Origin of the sequence: Flectobacillus sp. BAB-3569 (assembly GCF_002270355.1) — a bacterium.
Lineage (GTDB): Bacteria > Bacteroidota > Bacteroidia > Cytophagales > Spirosomataceae > Flectobacillus > Flectobacillus roseus.
Window position 1 is genome coordinate 264,449 of the sequence record NZ_NJFZ01000020.1, and the last position, 20,750, is coordinate 285,198.

Consider the following 20,750-nt stretch of genomic DNA (forward strand, 5'->3'; position numbering starts at 1 on the left):
TTTATAAAACCCCGTTCTACAAGCTTTTAACTTAAACATTCAAGCTAAGAGCCACCTCTAATATCCAAATGACAATCCCTTTAACTGAATGGCACCTGTATTTACTACTTGCTCATTGTTTTGCAAACCACTAAAAATGATTACACGATCGCCAATTTGTTGACCTGTATGCACCTCTCTACGTTCGAAGCTTTTGTTGTCTTTTTTCACAAAAACAAAGTTTTTACCTTGAACCGTAATCAACGCATTTTTGTCGACACTGATAAAATTGCCCTCGCTAATCCCAAACGAAACCAAGGCAAACATTCCTGAGCGGAATTTAGCTTGTTTGTTATTAATCAAGATTCGCACTTTCGTCATGTGACTGGTATTATCCATTACATCCGCAATACCATTGACGATACCTACATGATTTCCTTCAGGATAAGCCGTAAATCTAATCTGGCATTTAGCGCCTTTATGGATTTTAAGAATCTGGTTTTCAGAAACATCTGCGATAATCCAACCATTTCCTACTGGCGAATCTATCAGTGTTTCTGGGTCAAAACCTGCCACTTTCAGATTGGTACTATGCTCAATAATCAAACTGCGTTCAGCAATCAAATCCGCTTCGGCACTGGCTTTTTCTGATTGTGCGATTGACTTTTCACTTTCTGCCAACAACTTATCGGTACGAGCATCCGAAACATCCTTACCTGTTGCCGAACCATGCGCTTTCAAGTCTTCAAAACGCTCAATTTCAATTTGCTTTTGTTTGATAATAGCGTCTTTCTGAGCAATAACCGATTGCTTTTGTAATACCACTGCTTTGCGTTGAGCAATAGCAGACTGGTGATTCAAGAGTTCGGTATAATCTGATGTTAAATCAGGATTGCTAAATAACACCACTTTATCTGCCACTACGGTTGCCACTACTTGCGCAGGCGCTGTTAAGTCTGCCGAGATAAGCGAACTTGCTACTGTTTCTGTTTTAAAAAAAGTAGCACTTTGCTTATCTGGAATCGAAATGGTCACACCATCTTTCGATACCGATGGCGACTGAATATTGTTGTTGGTATTTTTGGTTTCCTTTTTGCAGCTCCAAAGTGAAAGCGAAACGAGCGATACTATGATAAATAAGATTCTTTTCATTACTGTGCCAATTTGTTGATTAAACCTGTAACACTTAATAGCTGAATTTGGCTTTGGTGATATTTATGCAAAAGATTGGTATACTGTTGCTGCGTTTCAAGCCAACTTCTTTGCGCTTCCAAAAAGTCGATAATGGTGGTACCTCCAATCGAATAAGAATAGCGAACATTTTTCAAGATTTGATCTGCTTGTTCAGTAATCAAGGCATAACTTTTTAAGTTATTTTGATTCGTCTCACGTTGCAAACTGGCATTTTGTACTTCTGTTCGTATTGTATTTTGGACCGCTTCAATTTGTGTAAGCGCTTGTTCTCTTTGCACTTTTGCCTTCTTGATTTCGCCTTGATTTCTATCAAAAAACGGCAATTCTACCGTAGCATAAATCCCGAAATAGGGCAATGTATTTTGTGGGTTATAAATAAACCCTGCCTCTGTTCGAGGAAAAGCCAAGGATTGTTGCAATTTGATATTCGACTCCATCGCACCTTTTCTTGTCTGGTAATATTGTAAGTCGGTTCTGCTAGCATATGCATCTGCCAACAAGGAATCCACTTTCAGAAAGCTATCCACTCCAAGGTCAGCACTAATCGAAATAGACACATTTTCTTTGGCACCAATCATCAATTGCAATTCGTTCAGTTGCTGTCTTAACTCCTGATTCAGTTCAGATATTTGAATTTTATACTGCTTGGCAATCAATTGAGTACGATACAGCTCAGTTTCAGTAATAATTTGTTTTTTGAAACGATAGCTATTAATCGTTACCAAAGTATCTATATTATTGACAGCCGTTTTTAATAAATCGATTTGTTTTCTGGTATTCCAAGCCTCCACCCATTTAAAAGCCACATCTGTATAAAGTCCTCGTTGAAACTCGGCATATTCTTTTTCAGCCAATTTCACATTTTGATTAGCATAGTCGATGCGATTTTTACGTTGCCCGCTCAACTGAAACTCTTTGGTCAACTGCCACCAAGTTTGCATACTTTCACCTGTGAGCAACTTTGGGTTGTTCGTCAGTTGTGAAGGCGTCAATGCCTGTAAAGACTGATTATTTAGGATGGGATTGGGACGTAATTTGGCCGAGACAATATCGGCTTTAGATACATCAACCCCTAAAGCTCCCACTTTCATGTAGGGGTTTTGTTCGGTAGCAGTTTTGAGGGCTTGTGTTAGGCTAATCACATTTTGCGCGTAACCTTTGCCAACTACCAACGATAGTAAAAGGACTATTTTTATTCTCTTCATCATTGCATTGAGGGTCATCATATAGCGACACAAAACTATATTTTACCTACAAGAAAGACTGTTAGAGCACCAATAGAAAAAAATTAGAAAATTATTAGAAAAGTACGATAAAATAGAAGATTTAAAAGGTATACCATCAAAAGGTGTAGATGAAATCAATGGCTATATGGTAGATGAACAAGAAATGTTGTTCCCTGAGTTTTTATGGACTTTACCTGAATGGTTCCTCCGTGCAGTTCTACAATGCGTTTGGTGAGTGATAAACCTATGCCATTTCCATCGGCATGGCTTTTGTTTTCTCCTCTAAAAAAGGGAGTAAAAAGTCTTTCTTGATCTTTTTCAGAAATCCCTATTCCATGATCTTCAAAAGAAACCAAAATACCATTTTTGTCAAAAAAGATAGCTACCAACATTTGTTTTTCGGGGGAAAACTTACAACCATTTTCCATCAAATTCACAAAAGCTGTCTTGAGAAGATATTCATTGGCATTGACCGAAATTTGCTCATCATCTTCAAAATCCTCCTCAAAATGAATATCAATTTTATAGTCTGGGTTTGATTTTTGAATCAATAAACAAGCATCCAATATCAGCTCATCGATTCTAACAAGACGAAACGATATTTCGGAAGGATCATAGCTGGCTTTGGCAAAATCGAGGAGGCTATTAGACAAACGCACCATTTTTCTAGCATCGTTGAGGGCATTATGAATAGCCAATTTATACTCGGTATTTGTGCGTTCCTTGTCGCTCGTTAATTCCAATTCGGCGACGATGGCTGCTAAAGGAGTACGTAGCTCGTGAGAGATATTAGAGACGAAGCTTTTTTGTGCGTCAAAAGAATTTTCCAAACGATTCAGCATCTGATTGAAAGTTTCTGCCAACTCTGTCAGTTCATCCTTATCTGGCGTAGTCACCAAACGAAGATCCAGATTTGTACCCGAAATTTGTTTGGCTTTATCGGTCATTTCTCTGATAGGATCAAGCACATGAAGCGCAAAGAAATAAGCGATGATGTAAATCATGATGATAGAAAGTACAAAAAAAGCGATCGTGCTTTCAAAAAGCGTCTGTAATTTGCTATATCCGAATTGGTCATAGGCTGCGGCAGTAACCAAGTATTTATTCCCCTCGTAATTATATTTGATGCCGATAATATCCCAATTATTTTTTGTAAACGCACTTGTCCATTGCTAAAAACCGTATGCATCATTTCCTTGGTTTCCTTCACAAAATCAAGTTCTGAGGCATCGTGATAGACCAAATGAAAGGTAGAATCATATATCGCTACCTCAACCTCACTAATCGTTTGGCGGTTATTTTTATAAATCCGTTGGAGGGTTTTAGCACTTACTTGGGCATCAAAAAAGAGATTTGCTTTGGTGACAGCTTCCTTTTTGAGTCTGGTAAAAAACTGGACTTCTCTATCTCTTTTGGCAGAAAGGTATATCAAGCTCGCAAAAGCGAACAAAATAATGACTGACAAAAAGATAAACAAAAGGCTAATTTTAGTCCGAATTTTCATAAGTCTGATTTAAGGATAAAGCCCATTCCTGATTTAGTATGAATCAATTTTTTCTCAAAACCTTTATCAATTTTTTTCCTGAGATAATTAAAATAAACATCGATAAAATTTGTTCCAGTGTCAAAATGGGTATCCCAAACTTTCTCCGCAATTTCGGTTCTGGAAAGCACTCTTTCTGGATTTTGTAGCAAATATTCTAGCAACTTAAATTCTTTCGGCGTTAGGTTTATGTCTATTTCTCCCCTTTTCACCGTTTTGTTCTGAAGATTCAGTTCTAGGTCATCGTATTTGAGAAGATTGCTGAAAGTCTGTGATGTTTTACTTTGGCGTTTGAGAAGCACACGAATACGTGCCATAAGCTCTCTTATTTCGAAAGGCTTTACTAAATAATCATCAGCGCCCGCATCAAAACCTTCGAGTTTGTCGTCGGTTGTGCCCAAAGCTGTGAGCATGATAATAGGAATTTCGAGGTTTGCCTCTCGTAAATGCTTACACAATTCGAGACCATCCATTTTGGGCAAAATAATATCCGTAATAATCAACTCATAAGGGTGCTGAAGGGCTAATTTTTTCCCCATAACACCGTCGTAAGCCACTGTAGCCGAAAAACCTTGCTCCTCCAAACCTCGCTTGATTAGCTCCGAAACTCTTAAATCGTCTTCAATTACTAGAATATCCATCATGTTTAATACCTTTTATTTGACTACGAAAGTAAGGAGAAACGCTTGAATACCCGTTGAGTTGATTAACTTTTTAGATAAACAAGCGATTTTTACGCTAAGTTATAAGTTAATAGTTTATAAGATTGTGCTTAAAGCTTTCAGGTAACGGCTTTCGGCAGTAGGCTTTGGGAAAATGCATGTCTGTGGTCATTAAAATATTTTAACACTCCTTGCCTTGTGCCTAAAATTAAGATTTAGCCAACTTTGAGTATAAAATATTGACAATCATAAGCTTTTACTCTCACTATTCACTACTAGTAGTGTATGAAGGTTTTGTATTGTCTTTAAAATAAAATTGATGTAGTGGCAACTCTTGCAGTTGCCGCTACATCAAAAAATGCTAATCGTAAGAACTCTTTTGAACAAAAGAAAATCCTTCGTATTATTTTCCTCTATCGTTTTGAAAGGAACATTGCTAAATCAAGCTGAAAAGTGCTGGTTTGAAAGCTTATAGCAGCTCCTATTAGTCTGGTATCAAACTGAGGCATTTGTAAATATTTTGCTTTAGCTTCTACATGCAGATCATACTTGGAAGTCATTTTCCATCTGCTATCTATCCCAATATTGAAACCATAAAAAACATTCAAATTGGGCTTTCCATCTTCCCTGTATAATTGTGGTTTATAAATTACATCTGGAGCCACATAACGTGGAATTGTAGTGTAAGCGGTAATTTTGCCCCCCATTGGAACAAAAAAAGATGGTCCCATAAATATCTTCAACTGATGTTTGGTATGATTTAAGTCACTTAGTGCATACTTAAATTTGGTGTCTATACCAATCCCAGAAATATCGAATTTCCCTACGTTGTTATACTGATATTTTTCATCCATGCTGGTGTAGGGCACCCCTAATTTATAGGGTATTTCGCCATAGACTTTTGACCAAAAAACATCGACGCCAAATGAGGTTCTACTTCTCCCTTCAAATTCAGCATTGATTCCAAATTGTGGTTGTGCGTTGATATCAAAATGTAACACATCGGTTTTGTAGGAGTATGTGAGACTATGTGCACTTGTTGCAATCCCCAAATAGGGAGAAACAGAAACCTTTAATTTCTGACCTGACAAAGGATAAACTTTGGGATAGTATTTTGGGTAAATCTCTTCATTGTAGGTGGTAACCAATTGTGCAAGATATTCCTCTTTGTATTTTACCTTCTGATAACTCGCAGATCTCAATTTGGGTGTGTAAGAAAAATCAGGGAAAAAGACGAGCAAATATCCTCGAAGTTTATCTTTTGGAATCAACGTAACTTCTTTGCCTTTGGAATAAAAAAACAACTGTAGTTTTCTACTGAAAAACAGTGACACAGGCGCAATTACACTCGCCTCTAGTAGAATTGGATTTTCTTTATACTCTTTGACTACAAATAGGTACTTCCCTTCAGTTTTGACAGAATCGATTTGCGAAATGGGTAAGGTTGTAAATTGCTCGTTCTCTTTCATAATAGATACTTTCGTATAGTGATCGGTAAACTTGATAGCTCCCTTAATGGGTGCTTCTCGGTTCTTGACATATACAACTCCGTCGGCGCGAATGCCATATTGACCAAAACTGGTTTTAACCGAAAATAAGAGCAGTAGAAGAATGAGGAATGATAGGCTGGTGTTTGTTCTCATGGTAGATGTTGGGTAGAAATTATTAAAATAGGAATTAGCAAACGTATTTTGAGAAAATGAAGGTAGTAGAATATTTTCAAAAGGGCAACTATATCTGATTATTAGGCAAACCGCCTCAAAAGCAAATCTTTAAGGCGGTTATAGGTTTTTCTACTCTACCGTTACACCATTTGTTTTTAAAACTTTATGAAAAAACAATACATGATATGGTAAAGAATTTTGCCAGTACTCCCAAGTATGCGCACCTGGGCGCTCAGTGTAATCGTGAGGTGTTCCGTTATAGACTAAACGTCGATGCAATTCACGATTTACTTCTATCAAAAAATCATCTACACCACAATCAATCGTCACTGGAAGATTATTGGCTTTAATCATTTCTGCCATATTCACCACTGAGTTTTTGAAAAACACATCCTGACTTACATCCGAAGTACCCAGCAATTTCTGAAATCTATCTTTAAGGGATTGGGCAAAAGCCTCATTGATTTTGAATTTGGTATAATTCATATCCAACGCACCACTCATGGATCCTGCTGCGGCAAACAAGTCGGGGTGGCGAGTCGACAAATACATAGCACCATGACCGCCCATCGATAAGCCCGTGATAACTCTTCCTTTTTTATCTTTAACCGTTCGGTAAGTGTTATCAATTTTCTGAATCACCTCTTTGGCAATATAGGTTTCAAATTTGTTTGTGGCATCGTAAGGACTATCTAAATACCAACCAAAAGTTTCGCCTTCGGGCATTACGATAATCATATTGTATTGGTCTGCCAAATTTTTGACAAGCATCTTATCAGGCGTAGAGGTTAGCCAGTCCCTAAAATGTCCGCCTCCACCATGAAGCAAATAAAGCACAGGATAAGAAGCTTTGTTTTTGGCGTAGGAATTGGGCAATACCACGGCCGCCTTGTAGGTTTTGTTCATGACAGCGCTTGGTACATCCAAACTATCAACGGTCGAAGCGAAAGATATTGACGTAAGCAGTGAAAACACGCCTACTAGCACAAGTTTAAGTTTTTGGGATAATAACATAATGAATAGAATAATTGTGAAAAGAAGGTATTTTTGTACAATTTAAGGACAAATCATAAAAATACCTCTTTCTCAATTTGGCTCACACTAATTTTGTGGTTTTTTATTTCTTTTTCAAAATATCAGTTATGATTCCAGAAATCGTAAAACCGAGTATTGCACCATACGGCACCATCGTTTGCCACTGCGATTTGAGCGGACAAGTTCCTGTCAAACAACCTACTTCTGACCAATAAAAATATCCTCCAATGGCACCGATTAAGGCGCCAAATACTTTCCATTTGTTAGGTAAAAATCTCATTTTATTTTCCATGTCTTTTATTAATTGAGAGTTGTGAATTACGAATTGTGAATTAGTGCTGTACGAAGGTTTAGTGTTGTCTTTAAAATAAAATTGATGTAGTGGCAACTCTTGCAGTTGCCACATTCGGAGTGACAACCGCAAGGATTGCCGCTACGTTAAAATACAAATAATAAGAATGCGTCCAATCAAAACAAAATCCTCCCTGAAGACCTACTTTAAACTTAAAATTCTTATTATCAGACATTTAAAAATCATTTCCCAAATCTTCAAATTTTCAAATCTTCAAATTCTCAAATTTGTTACCATTTGTAATTAACCACCAAATTCAACTGGCTCATATCCACTTTGTTTTGGACATATTTGAGATTGTCATAGACCAAGCCCTGATTTGCTTTGTATATGCCGAGCGCTTGCAGTGTTAATCCTTTCCAATTTCCCTCAAAACTATATTGCAGATTGAGCATTGTATGCAAATAATCTGGAACACCATATTTATTTAGTCGGGTATCCCTTACGTCTGGCATTTTGTAATAACCATAAGCTGCCTCAAGTTTCAAGTTTTTAGAAAAAGTATAGGCATATTTGGCGGAATATGCCCACACATCTCCCGAACCTTCATTTCGCTCTCTAGGAATAAAAGTGTAAAACTGCTCCACGCCCCATTCACGAGGCATCTGAAAGCGTCCTTGTGCAGTAATACGTCCAAAATTGAGAGAACCTTCCCATTTTTTATCTTTCAATCCTAATCTGATATTAATAATAATGGGCTTATTTTCTTTGGTAAAATACACCTGACTAGCTACCTCGCTCCCGCCATTGCCAAGCTGTCTCTGTGTTGCTAGCAAACCGCCCAACATTAGCTGTTGGTTGTTCCAAATAGATTTGCGGTATTCTGTTTTGAGATAGGCAGTATGAAAAACATTTTCGACTAAAATATCACTCGCCAAGATTTGCCATTTGGAATTTGGTTTAAATATCACCTCAGCAATACCGATACCGTTGGTGGTGGTATGACTCGCATATTGCGATTTGGTACCATCTGGATTTAATCCTACAGGATAAATCCCAAAGGAATTTGCCACCGAAACCCATTTTACGGCCGACCTGGGGTTCAGTCCTGTGATTGCTTCAAGACCAATGTGCCACTTACTACTAGGAAAATATTTAAGGGAAAGCCCTTGCACCAAGGTTGGACTCATTCGTCCGTCTTGGGCGTTTAAGAAGATATTTTGGGGAACATAATTACCGATTAATGCTTGGATTTTTTTGGAACGATATTGCAAATTGAGTTCCTGCAAACGCAAGAGCATATCTTTATTGGTTGGATTAGTAAAATCAAACATTCCCCACTCATAACGATTTAACTGAAGGGTTTTGGAGTCAGGAATTGAAAAATTAGGGGAATATATTTGTTGCGTCAAACTCCCTGACATAGTCAATCGAAAACCCTTGAAAGATAAGGTTTGATAGCCCAAAGTAATACCCGCAGCGCCTGCTGAGTAATCGCTGAGGTCTGACTTATTCCAAGTCGAAATGGACATCAATCTTACCTGACCCGTGATATTTCCTTTAGTCAATGCTCCGACAAAACTACTATCCGTTTGTGCCTGTAAGACCAAGGGAAAAATTAAAATAAAAACTATTTGAAAAATATTTCGCATACATCCGAGTGATTAAGTATGCTCAAAATTATCAAACAGAAAAATGGCAAAAAGTGATATTTGTTACAGAAGAAATTTTGAGAGAAATTGGATTTAGTGATATGTCTATATTTAGAGATTTTTTCAGAAAACCTTCCATTTCATAAGCTCCGTAGGTGCGACAGAAAACAAGATAGTTTGCTTTCTGTCGCACCTACGGAGCTATTATTAAAAAACAGAGACCTATTCTCGAAATTCCGAAATCAGAAATCCGCAATAACTTAAAACCCTGCCTTTATGTACGACCAACCCTCCTCTTGTTTGAGTGCTAATTCAATTAGTGCAACTGGAACGTATTGGGCGGTAGGAAGAATTTGGTCTTTAGTTATTTTTTGCGATTTCATAGTATTTTCACAAACTGCAAAAACAACGCCTTTTTGGGTTAATGCTTCTATTTGACTTGTAAGAACATTGCCTTCTTTTTTCATAAAGCCAATCCCTTTATTGTGTACCACTACCTCTAACTTGGCAGTTGGCCAAACTTCCAAAACGTTGTTCAATTGCTTAGTTAAAGCTCGATATGCCGCTGTGTCGGGCGTTGCTAGATGAAATACGATAGCGTGTTCTTTCATTTTTTTAGGTTTTTGTGAAAATGAGGGAAGACTTGCCACACACCAGAAAGCCAATACCCAGAAAAGTGTTTTTTTCATTGAAATAGAGTTATTTGCGTTTGAAACTTTTGAGACTAGATTATTGACTAAAGCTATGAAAATTAGCTAATTTCTTTTCTTCTTCCAGTCTTTAATTGCTTTGAAAGGACCGTATTTATGTTGTAGTTCGGAAAAAGGGTCACTGTAAGGACCAAAAGGATGGTCAAATGGTTTATCCGCAATTTTAGGCCAATCATGACTCAAATCTTTATGCGGTCTGATTTGTGAATTGATATATGCTGCTACGTCCCAAGCCTCCTCGTCACTCAATTGCGTATTTTGGTAGGTAACGCCCAAGGGCATATTGTATTTGACATACCCTGCCAAATTGGACATACGATACAACCCAGCTCCATCATTATAACTATTTTTACCCCAAAGCGGCGGATAGGTAAATTTCTTCCCTCCTTCTGCCAACACACCTTGTCCATCTGCCTGATGACAACTTTGGCATTTTTGGGTGTAAATTTCCGCTCCTTTTGTTGGGTCTGCTGCACGCTGGAGTAGTTTTAGTTTGAAAATACCTGTCCCCTTTGGCGTATGTTTTTTCTCTACGTCGGAGCCTATCCAGTCCATATATGCGACGATAGCCCGCATTTCTTTACTGGTCGAATCTAAGGGTTTTCCATTCAAGCTTCTCTCAAAACAATCATTAATTCGCTTCTCCTTTGATTCTAGTCTCCCTGAGCGAGCACGAAATTTGGGATAGGTAGATGCCACAGCAAAATAGTTATTTCCCCATGCTTTTGTACCTGCATTCAAATGGCAATTTTGACAATTCATTCCATTAGAAATATGAGATACTGTGCCGTTGGGACCTAAATATTCAGCAGTATTGGCAATCAAATCCTTTCCATAATTAATCAAATCTCGTTGATCTTTGTTAAGTCTAGCCAATCGCCAATCGGCGGGTGCTTCCAACAAGTGTGTAAAATTAGAATCAGGAAGCTGGAATTTTTTTACCAAAAGTGAGTCTGGTGAATTTGCACTATAGGATGGTTTTTCATTGATGATTAAACCTAAAACTGTAAAAACCAAAACAACTAGAACCGAGACCAGTCCTAGCATCATTTTGGTAGAAAAACCCAAAGATTTGTCTATATTTTCTTGCATAACTTTAAACTAAATGAGTGAATTTAGAATTATCCTATTTAATCAATCAATATGATTCAAAGTTAGACGAGTAAAATATTGAATTCTGTAACATCTGTCACAAACCTAGAAACTACTGGCAATCTTCCAGCCAATGTTCTATCATGAAGCTCTTATCTTTTTTGGAATACGCAGCAATAGGCTTGGTCCAAGAGAGCTTTTCAAGTTGTTCTAACATACAACTTTTATCATGAAAAACCATTTTTAGATTTTGTCTTGACATCCATAAGATGGGAGAATCAGGCGTCTCGCTAAAAAAATACAGCGTATTATTGGCATCGCCCACATAGTTATCTTGAGAATAAACCACTAGTTTTCCGAGTTGCTCAACTTTATAAAAGCTACCTTCAAAAAAACGATATACGTCTTTATCCTCCTCCTGATAACCCCAAAAATGGTGTATATCATAAATTTTAGTTTGACCATCTTTGATATGTACTTCTATCGCCCCTTTACTCGCTTTCCAGTCCACCGAACGGATATCCTGCGTGGCAATATTTGGCAGGGTAATGTCTTTACTATTACCTAAAATTCTTGAAATATGATTGCCTTTGGGTTGTTTTCCAGCTTTAGCCTGAAAGGTCAACAGGCTTAAAAGCAAAAGTGAAATAATGGTTCTCATAGTTTTGTTTCATTAAATTGTTGGTACGTATTTTGGAGCACTGGTCGTTTTACTAAATAGATTATTCGACCAGTGCTTTTCTTATAATTTCGTTTTTACAGCTACGCCATTCGGTATTTCGTCAGATGCCGTTTTGAGCACTGTATCGCCAGACTTGATATCACCAAAAATTTCTACTTTACCCTCTGCTTCTATGCCTTTTTTTACTTCAACCCATGAAGCTATTCCGTTTTCTACCTTTACCACAAAGCATTTTTCTAAGGTAGTGGCTACTGCCGAACTAGGTACGGTAAGGCTAGTCGTATTGCGCTGAAAAGGTAAAGTCACTTGTGTATAGGTACCCGATACCAACTGTAATTGAGGATTCTGAACATCAATTTCGATGAGTTCAGAGCGAGTTTGTTTGCTAACGTTATGAGATATACGACTTACTTTTCCTGCAAACTTCTTATCTGGTAGATTCATTACAGAAAAAGAGATAGGCTGATTCAATCGAATCGCACTGATATATCTTTCAGGAACTGGAATTCTTAAACGAAGTCTATTTTCTTGTTTGATTTTAAAAATAGCAACAGCACTTTTATCATTTGGCCCCACAAAAGCCCCAGGCGACAAACGACGTTCGGCAACTACTCCATCAAATGGCGCTTTGATAGATAGATATTCGGTCATCACTTGAATGGATTGATAAACAGCTTTTGTTCCTAACCAAGTCAAACTATCCGACACAATCTTTGAATGTGCAATATCCAAATCATTAGGCGAAACCGTCCCAGGGGTTTGATTGGCTTTTTGCAATCTTTTATACACCGATTTACTCGTATTGAGTTGTGACTCAGCCGAACGCATTTTGGCAGTTGCTTCTGCCAATTGCAGACTTAGTTCAGGCGCGTCGAGAACCGCTAGTACTTGCCCAGTGCTCACACGGTCGCCAATATCAACATTAATTCTTTTGATGTATCCATTCACTTTAGGGAAAAGGTCAGTTTCAAAGTAACTTTCTAATTCGCCTGGAATTTGTAATTCTTGACTAGGCTTTGCACTTTCTACCTTGATAGCAGGGTATATCACTTGCTCCTCGGTATTAGAACTGATAGGTTCTGATTTGGATTGAGTACAAGAATCCAATAAAATTTGGCTTGTCAAAGCCGCCAATATGATAAGATGTGAGAGTTTCATAACGTTCAATATTTTGAATCTGAATATTAGTTTTTATCCTCAGGATTTAAAGAAGGAGATGCAAGTGAGCTATTTTTCTGAACGGCCGCAAATACGACAGGCAATACCAACAAGGCAGCAAACGTTGAGGCCACCAATCCACCAATCACCGCACGACCCAGTGGTGCACTTTGCTCACCCGATTCGCTCATACCACTTGCCATCGGAATCATCCCTACGACCATGGCAATAGAGGTCATCAAAATCGGACGCAAACGAACTGCACCAGCTACCTTAGCAGCTTGATAGGAATCTTTGTAGGTCAGTCGAAGAGTTTCGGCATTAGTTACCAATAACAATGCATTCGCAACTGATACCCCCACTGACATAATAATACCCATATAGGATTGCAGATTGAGAGTACTTCCTGTTGCCAAAAGAATCAAAATCGAGCCAGCTAACACGGCAGGAATTGTCACTAATACCACACCTGACACTTTAAATGACTGGTAATTAGCCGCTAGCAACAGGAAAATCACCACAATAGCCAGTGCCAAACCCGAGCTTAAACTTTGAAGGGTTTCCTCCAAAAGTTTCGCCATACCTTTCAATTCTACGACCGTTCCTTTAGGTGTTTCTCCTGCCTGAGCAATGGCACGATTGACATCAACAGTAGCCGTTCCCAAGTCAACCTGATGGATATTTGCCGAAACTGTCACGATACGGCGAGGTCCTACACGGTCATATTCCCCAGGAATAGTTGTTGACGTAATGGTAGCGACATCTCCTAATGTTGGTCGTAATTGTCCCGAAATCAGTGGAATATTTTCCATATCCTGTACCGATGACATTTCGTATTCAGGTAAGGCAACTTGAACTTGGTAGGCATAGCCTTTCTTTTCGTCTAACCAAAAGTTTTTGGCAGTAAAACGACTCGAAGAGGTGGCTGCGACAACCGATTTGGAAACCATGTCGGCGGTTAATCCAAACTGCGCCAAACGAACTCTGTCTATTTTAATATCAAAACTCGGATAGTTCAATGGTTGATTAATACGAATATCGCGGAGGTACGGAATTTTCTTTAATACAGCTATCAGTTGATTAGCATACTTTTGCCCATCCTTCAAATCCTTTCCTCCTATTCTTACCTCAATTGGCGTTAATGAACCTTGACTCATAATTTTATCCGTTAAATCAATAGGCTCAAAAGACACATTTACACCCGATAATTGCTCACGCACCTTTTTACGAATTTCATCTTTTAGGTTATCCAATGAAGTCATTTCATATTCCTTTGCAATATTGACTTGAAGCGTCGCCTCATGCGGACCTGCATTGAATACATACAAGGAACTTGTTCCATAACTAGACGGCGTCATACCTACAAATGCCGAAGAAATCTCTATATTCTTGTCTTGAACAATGCTTTTAATGATGCCTATGACCTGTTTTACGACTAATTCGGTACGTTCAATGCGTTTACCTTGTTCTCCTATAATTCTTACCTGAAATTGGTGAGAGTGGTTGAGTTTTGGCATCATATCTTTTCCAATTTTCATAAAACCAACCACCACAACACCAATCGTCACAACAAGATAGCCGAGAATTAAAGCCTTTTTCTGATTCATCAAACTTTCTAAGAGTCGTAGATAACCCAGTTTGAACTTCTCAAATCCTGAGATTTTTTCTGGATGTTTTTCTTCATACTCTTCCATAGCCTCTTCGTGTGGGCTGTCCAAATCGTTCAAGATTTTTTTCTCATGTTTTGCTGGATGTTCATGTCCTTTTAGCCACCAGTTTGCCAATACTGGCACAAGAGTTTGAGAAAAATAAAAGAAGCAATCATCGAAAAGCCTACCGCCAGCGACAAAGGCATAAACATCCCTTTGGGAACGCCCGTCATCAATAATGCAGGGGCAAAAACAGCCAAAATACAAAGCGTAATCAAGACCAAAGGAAAAGAAACTTCACGAGTGGCATCCAAAATAGCCCAAGCTTTGGACTTGCCCATTTCCAAATGTTGGTGGATATTTTCGATTACTACAGTCGCTTGGTCAACCAAGATACCAATAGCCAAAGCAAGTCCTGACAAAGTCATAATATTGATGGTTTCTCCTACCAAATTCAGGGCTAAAATGGCCACCAACAACGAAGTAGGAATAGTAATGATTACCACAAGCGAACTTCTTAAATCACCCAAGAAAAGTAATACCACCAAGCCCGTCAGCAAGGCTCCAATCAAACCTTCTGTACCTAAACTTTCCACGGCATTGGTCACATATACCGACTGGTCAAAGACATATTTTAGCTCTACATAGTCAGGTAAAAGCGATTGCATTTCTGGCATTTTTGCCTTCAACGCTTTCACAACACTCATCGTTGAAGCATCCGACGTTTTGGTGAGCGGAATATAAACCGAGCGCTTTCCATCCACCAAAGCATATCCAACTGTCACATCGGCGGCATCTTCAACCGAGGCTACATCTCGCAAGAATACCGTAGTACCCGTTAATCGTTTGATAGGTACATTCAAAAAATCCTCCACATGTTTCATCACCGAGTTGATTGGCGTCATATAAGTATAGTCGCCCACACGCACATTCCCAGCAGGAGAAATTTGGTTATTTTTAACCACCGACTGCACAATTTCATCAGGTGTTAACTGATAACTACGCATTGCTTCTGGGTCTACACGAACAACAACTGTCCGTTCATTTCCACCAAAAGGTGATGGCGAAGACGCCCCAGGAATTTGTGAAAACAAGGGTCGAATTTTAGTAGAAGCCAAATCTTGCAATTCATTCAAATCCGCTTTTTTACTACTAAAAACTAATTGTCCTACAGGCAAATTGGTCGCATCAAATCGTACAACTGTGGGAGGAACAGTCCCTGGAGGCATATAGTTTAAGGAGCGGTTCACGTTATTGGCAACCTCTCCCGCGGCCTGCGCCATGTTTACATTTTCGTAAAAAGTTAGCTTTACAATACATAAGCCTTGAACATTTCGAACCTCTATATCTTTTACCCCTGATACATACAACATCTGGTTTTGATAACGAGTAGAGATGAAGCCTTCCAATTGGGCTGGCGTCATTCCGCCGTAAGGTTGGGCAATGTAAATGGTTGGCAAATTCAGTTTTGGAAAAATATCAATGGGTATTTTGAATAAAGCCAAAATCGAAAATATCGTTAGCCCAAGTATTGCCACAATGACCGTAATGGGTTTCGATAAGGCTCCTGTGAGTAATTTGTCCATATGTTATCATCATTGAGTTGATAGGTGATTGAAATTATCAAAACCCTATCGCTCGAATTCTTTAGTTAAATTGATTGAGAAAAACATTAAGTTCGCCTTTTGAGACATACTGGTGTAACACAGCTCTCCACACATTATTTCGAGCCACAGCTTCGTCTATTTCAGCACGGTTCAAAATCATTTGACTTTGGGTCACCTCCAGAATAGTACCCAAACCAGCTTGGTATCGTGACTGAGCCTGCGCATAAGCAGCTTTGGCAGAGGTCAGTTGAAGGGGAATTTGCTCAAAAATTTCTTTCGCTTTTTGGTATTCAATCGCCGATTGGACTATTTCTGATTGAAGTTTGATAGTTGCTTCGTCCTTCTCTTTTTGATAAACCTGACGAAAGGAGTTTTGGGCTGTAGCTTCTTTTTTGATTCTGAAAATGTCAGAAATATTCCAGACTGTAGTCAGACCTAACATATAGTTATAGGCCCTAAAACCCAGGCCCGAGAGTGATTGGTTGTACACATAATTGCCATCGGCTCCCAAGTGGTCTTCAATCCCCGAACCCTTTGCCCATACCGCCCCACGAGCCATAATGGCAGGTAAATACGATTTTTGAATACTGTTAATTTTTAGTGTTGAGGCGTTTACACGTGCTTCGAAAAATCGTAGAATCGGATGATTGCTAAGATTGTCAGAAGAATTATTGGCTAACGCAAAAGGCTGATTTCCATCCAATTTGCCATCAAGTAACTGATATTGGTTTTGTGGTAAACCTAATAATTCTGCCAGTCTTACTTTTTGTTGCTCTGCTAGTTTTTGACTTTCTATTAATAAGATTTTTGCTTTGGCAATATCTGCAACAGCCAAAGAAGTATCTACCCCTGCCCTCAATCCTGCAATCGCATTGGCTTTGATGGTTTGGTAAAAAGCTTGTGCTCGTTCCAGATTTTTCTGTTGAATTTTGGTAGCTTCTTGAAAAACCAAACTCAAAATATAGGCATCTGAAACTTTTGATTTATGCACATAGATTTCTTTTTCGTAATCCAACTTGGCTTGTTGGATACTGGCATTAGCCACTCTTAAATCGGCTTCTTTTTTACCAAATGTTGCGAGTTTGTAGCTAGTTAAAATGGTTGTAAAACTGCTAAATACAGGCTCTGACGTGAAGCCATCGATATTGGTAGTCCCCGAAGACGGAATAGCAGCACCCTCATTAGAAAAATACGTTCCTCTTACCTGATTAGAGCTGGCAAACAAAGTTTGCGCCTGAAATACCACCGAAGGCATCGTATAATTCAACTTTTTGGCTTCGGCATCACGTTCGCTTGCGTCTATCGCCAACATTTTGGCACGTATGGTCGGGTAATTGGTTGTTGCCGTTTCGACTGCTTGCTGAATACTTAAATTGCTAGGACTATTTTGAGAATATCCTGTCGTACAGCACATTAGCATACCTATTCCCCAATAGACAAATACTCTTTTATCCATAATCTCTGATTGGTTTATGAATCAAAGGTATGTGCCACAACTAAGAGCCTTCTGAGAGAGACATTAAAAAGAGATTAAAGAAATGGGGGAAATTGACGGATGTTGAGATGAAGAATGTTACGAAGGAATTATTGTTGGCGATAGAGAATTTGGTTAGAGACGTAAAATATTACGTCTCTACAGGATTTCATTTTTAATGACTTGAAATTTCAAACAAACTCTAGTTATTACTTCAGTTTAAAACTGTTAAAAAATAAGTCCAAGACTAAGTCTTGAACTAGTAATTTAACGATTAACCTCCTTCAGGCTATAGGCAGTACGATACAAACACAAGTGCCTTGGTTGATTTCTGATTGAATATCGAATTTACCTTTATGGAGTTCGATAATTTTTTTGACTAAAGTCAACCCAATACCAGAGCCTTGAATATGGGTACTATTTTTACCACGCATCATTGGCAAAAATACATTTTGAATATCTTCTCTAGAAATACCGATACCTTGGTCTCTAAATTCGATTTTTATAAAAGTATCATCCTTAGAAAGAGTAACCTCGATGGGCTTTTTATTGGAGTATTTACAAGCATTATCCAACACATTTATAAGCGCTGAACGAAGCAAATGCAGCATTCCATTGACCAGTTCTCCCTCCTCAGACTCAGTAAAGCTATCATCTATCTTAAAATTGAGGAATTGCTTCGGATATTTCTGATTAATCACATCAATCGTATCCATAACTAATTCGAGGATATTTATTGAATGCATGAATATCGGTGAAGAAATAGATTCCACTTCAGTCAAATACAATAAATTATTTGACAAATCGATGGCTCTATTTACCTGTAAAAGTGCTTCTTGAATACTATTTTTCTGTGCCTCTTCACTTTGGTCGTAAGCTAATGAGGTTTGTAATACGCCTTTGGTAATGGTCAATGGTGTTCGTAATTCGTGTGAAGCGTAGGAGATAAAGCGCTTTTGATTTTCGCCCAGTTTTTGAATTTTTTCCAATAATTGATTAATCGCATCCGCTAAAACAGAAGCTTCATTCTGCTCATTTTCGAAGTTTTTAATACGAAAACCAAAGTCCGAAATAGCCGCTTCACCCAATTGTGCATTGAGTCGATCGAAAGGTTGCATTGCTCTTTTTGAAAAAAAATACCCTGTCAAACTAATGATAATCAGCGCTAGGAGATTACCAATAAAGATAGAATATCGCAAAGTATCACTCATGTTATGCCCATGCAAGTCATAGGCCGTAACGATAACAACGAATACCCTCCCGTTCTGCCAGTAAGATATTCCCAGACCCTCTTTTGGATAGCCCAAGCGTGTATTATGGTAGGTAAAATATACTTTTTTTTCTGCCCTAATTTGATTCAGAAGGCTTGTTTCGGGGAAATAATCATGGTTGGCATCAGAGGTATATACTATCTTGTTTTTGTCATCGTATACGGCTTCATATTGCTCACTTAGTGGAAAGAAAAATTCCTTTTTGAAGCGACTTAAACTTTTGACAAAACGTTTTGTGGCCTCCGTTCTTGAATTCAAGCGGTCGTGCATCAAATTTTCTCTGTAGCTTTCATAAGAGAAATATACATACAAAGAAAAAAGGATAAGAATAGCCGATACCACAAATAGAAAGGCAATGATAATGCGTTGTTTAATTGTCATTCTTCTCGTAAGGAATAGCCTCTCCCAATGATGGTATGAAGCAGTTTGTGATCAAAATCTTTATCTAACTTCCTTCTCAGATACGTAATGTACACATCTATGACATTGGTATTTGTATCAAAATTTAAGTCCCAGACCTTTTCTAAAATATCTACCCTACTTACGACTTTTCCTTTATTGAGTAGCAGATATTCCAGCAAATCGTATTCTCGTTTGGTGAGTTCAATTTTTTTACCTGAACGAGTTACTTCTTGTGTGTCAAGATTCAGTTTTAAGTCTGCAATTTCCAGAATTTTGCTTGGTTTAGCGCCAAACATATTCCGACGACCAAGTGCCTTCACTCTCAATAACAACTCTTTAAATTCAAAGGGTTTAGCCAAATAATCATCAGCACCAGCGTTGAAACCTATTTCTTTATCTTCGATGGTACTCAATGCGGTTAGCATCATTACGGGGGTAGATGCCCAATTATTTTTGATGAATTTACAAAGCTCAAAGCCATTGATACTGGGCAAATTGACATCCAAAATTACCACATCATAAGGTTTTTGGGACAAAATCCTTTGACCAATCAATCCGTCGTAGGCTATCTCTAAATTGATGTTTTCGCTAGAAAAACCTTTCTGAATAAAGCCCGCCAGTTTGGGGTCGTCTTCTACTAATAGTACTTGCATAAATTTAATTGAGTGTATTTATTGAGAAATTCTTACACGAAAGAAGGTCGAAATTAAAAAACCTTTGTTGAGTTCTTGGAACGATTTACCCGCTAAAAGGTTTAAAAGAAATACATAACCTCCTAAAACTTTTTCAAAAAATGGACATTATTTCAATTGAACTTCTCACTAAAAACCTTACAAAAACTACAGAATTCTATAGAGAAACCCTTGGTTTTGAGGTAGTCACAAAAAGCCAACAAGAAGTAACCTTCAAGGTGGGGACATCATTATTACGCTTTACAGAAAATCTAGCTTTGGAGACAAAGTATCACTTTGCCTTCAATATTCCATCCAATCAGGTTGAATCCGCTTTGGAGTGGTTAAACAAAAAAGTGGATATTATTCTGGATGCGGATAAGCAATCTATTACTCAATTTGAAGATTGGAACGCACAAGCAATCTATTTTTATGATAATAATGGAAATATTCTAGAATTTATAGCCCGTCACGACCTTAAGGATAATAGTTCAGAAGACTTTTCAAGAAACTTAATTCGTTGTATCAGCGAAATTGGATTGGTTGGCGATGAACCTCTGAAGTTGGCAGAGCAACTGATACAGCAATATGGATTAAATTATTTTGAAAAAGGGCCTATTCTTTCAGACTTTACCGCCTTGGGCAATCACAATGGTTTATTAATTTTGTCTAAAACAGAAAGAAATTGGTACCCTACTCAACATCCTGCTCAAGTCAACTCGGTTTCGATTCAATTCATTTCAAATGGTAAAGTGCACACGCTTCATTTTAATTGATCGTTACAAGC

17 protein-coding genes and 1 pseudogene are annotated in these 20,750 nt (G+C 38.2%); 1 reads left to right on the plus strand and 17 read right to left on the minus strand.

The features are described from left to right. Positions 1 to 57: 57 nt before the first annotated feature. The 17 genes and pseudogenes from BWI92_RS19110 to BWI92_RS19185 all read right to left on the minus strand — a co-directional run bounded on the left by BWI92_RS19110 (position 58) and on the right by BWI92_RS19185 (position 19,945). Complete coding sequence (locus BWI92_RS19110) at positions 58 to 1,131, minus strand: efflux RND transporter periplasmic adaptor subunit (RefSeq protein WP_095165727.1); 1,074 nt, start codon at positions 1,129 to 1,131, stop codon at positions 58 to 60. Then, positions 1,131 to 2,381, minus strand: coding sequence for a TolC family protein (locus BWI92_RS19115; protein WP_229363334.1), 1,251 nt, complete (start codon positions 2,379 to 2,381; stop codon positions 1,131 to 1,133). The genes BWI92_RS19110 and BWI92_RS19115 overlap by 1 nt, the downstream gene beginning before the upstream one ends. A 152-nt stretch (positions 2,382 to 2,533) precedes the next feature. Next, positions 2,534 to 3,403, minus strand: a complete 870-nt coding sequence (locus tag BWI92_RS28320) for a HAMP domain-containing sensor histidine kinase (RefSeq protein ID WP_229363336.1) — start codon at positions 3,401 to 3,403, stop codon at positions 2,534 to 2,536. Then, positions 3,400 to 3,903 (minus strand): hypothetical protein, encoded by a 504-nt coding sequence (locus BWI92_RS28325; protein WP_229363338.1) that lies wholly within the window; start codon positions 3,901 to 3,903, stop codon positions 3,400 to 3,402. Before BWI92_RS28325 ends, BWI92_RS28320 begins: the two co-directional genes overlap by 4 nt. Next, positions 3,900 to 4,583, minus strand: a complete 684-nt coding sequence (locus BWI92_RS19125) for a response regulator transcription factor (RefSeq protein WP_095165729.1) — start codon at positions 4,581 to 4,583, stop codon at positions 3,900 to 3,902. The genes BWI92_RS28325 and BWI92_RS19125 overlap by 4 nt, the downstream gene beginning before the upstream one ends. Before the next feature lie 434 nt (positions 4,584 to 5,017). After that, the gene (locus tag BWI92_RS19130; protein WP_095165731.1) at positions 5,018 to 6,247 is read right to left on the minus strand and encodes a hypothetical protein; all 1,230 of its coding nucleotides are present in this window, start codon (positions 6,245 to 6,247) and stop codon (positions 5,018 to 5,020) included. A gap of 150 nt (positions 6,248 to 6,397) precedes the next feature. After that, positions 6,398 to 7,282, minus strand: coding sequence for an alpha/beta hydrolase family protein (locus tag BWI92_RS19135; protein WP_095165733.1), 885 nt, complete (start codon positions 7,280 to 7,282; stop codon positions 6,398 to 6,400). A 103-nt stretch (positions 7,283 to 7,385) separates the two neighbouring features. Beyond that, positions 7,386 to 7,595, minus strand: coding sequence for a DUF6132 family protein (locus tag BWI92_RS19140; protein ID WP_229363340.1), 210 nt, complete (start codon positions 7,593 to 7,595; stop codon positions 7,386 to 7,388). 290 nt (positions 7,596 to 7,885) lie between these two features. Next, on the minus strand, positions 7,886 to 9,247 hold the full coding sequence (locus BWI92_RS19145; protein WP_095165735.1) for a hypothetical protein: 1,362 nt from the start codon (positions 9,245 to 9,247) through the stop codon (positions 7,886 to 7,888). Between the two features lie 260 nt (positions 9,248 to 9,507). Further along, positions 9,508 to 9,936 (minus strand): DsrE family protein, encoded by a 429-nt coding sequence (locus BWI92_RS19150; protein ID WP_229363342.1) that lies wholly within the window; start codon positions 9,934 to 9,936, stop codon positions 9,508 to 9,510. Positions 9,937 to 10,002: 66 nt separating this feature from the next. Beyond that, on the minus strand, positions 10,003 to 11,049 hold the full coding sequence (locus BWI92_RS19155) for a c-type cytochrome (RefSeq protein WP_095165737.1): 1,047 nt from the start codon (positions 11,047 to 11,049) through the stop codon (positions 10,003 to 10,005). A gap of 112 nt (positions 11,050 to 11,161) precedes the next feature. After that, the gene (locus tag BWI92_RS19160; protein WP_095165740.1) at positions 11,162 to 11,710 is read right to left on the minus strand and encodes a hypothetical protein; all 549 of its coding nucleotides are present in this window, start codon (positions 11,708 to 11,710) and stop codon (positions 11,162 to 11,164) included. 81 nt (positions 11,711 to 11,791) lie between these two features. After that, on the minus strand, positions 11,792 to 12,889 hold the full coding sequence (locus tag BWI92_RS19165; RefSeq protein ID WP_095165742.1) for an efflux RND transporter periplasmic adaptor subunit: 1,098 nt from the start codon (positions 12,887 to 12,889) through the stop codon (positions 11,792 to 11,794). 26 nt (positions 12,890 to 12,915) lie between these two features. Then, a pseudogene (locus BWI92_RS19170) lies at positions 12,916 to 16,124 on the minus strand (efflux RND transporter permease subunit). Between the two features lie 61 nt (positions 16,125 to 16,185). Then, the gene (locus tag BWI92_RS19175) at positions 16,186 to 17,601 is read right to left on the minus strand and encodes a TolC family protein (protein ID WP_095165745.1); all 1,416 of its coding nucleotides are present in this window, start codon (positions 17,599 to 17,601) and stop codon (positions 16,186 to 16,188) included. 302 nt (positions 17,602 to 17,903) lie between these two features. After that, complete coding sequence (locus BWI92_RS19180; RefSeq protein ID WP_095165749.1) at positions 17,904 to 19,271, minus strand: HAMP domain-containing sensor histidine kinase; 1,368 nt, start codon at positions 19,269 to 19,271, stop codon at positions 17,904 to 17,906. Further along, the gene (locus BWI92_RS19185) at positions 19,268 to 19,945 is read right to left on the minus strand and encodes a response regulator transcription factor (RefSeq protein ID WP_095165751.1); all 678 of its coding nucleotides are present in this window, start codon (positions 19,943 to 19,945) and stop codon (positions 19,268 to 19,270) included. The genes BWI92_RS19180 and BWI92_RS19185 overlap by 4 nt, the downstream gene beginning before the upstream one ends. Positions 19,946 to 20,085: 140 nt before the next feature. On the opposite strand from BWI92_RS19185, the gene BWI92_RS19190 reads away from it, so the two are divergent. After that, positions 20,086 to 20,739: a VOC family protein gene (locus BWI92_RS19190; RefSeq protein ID WP_095165753.1), complete on the plus strand. Its 654-nt coding sequence runs from the start codon at positions 20,086 to 20,088 to the stop codon at positions 20,737 to 20,739. Positions 20,740 to 20,750: the final 11 nt, after the last annotated feature.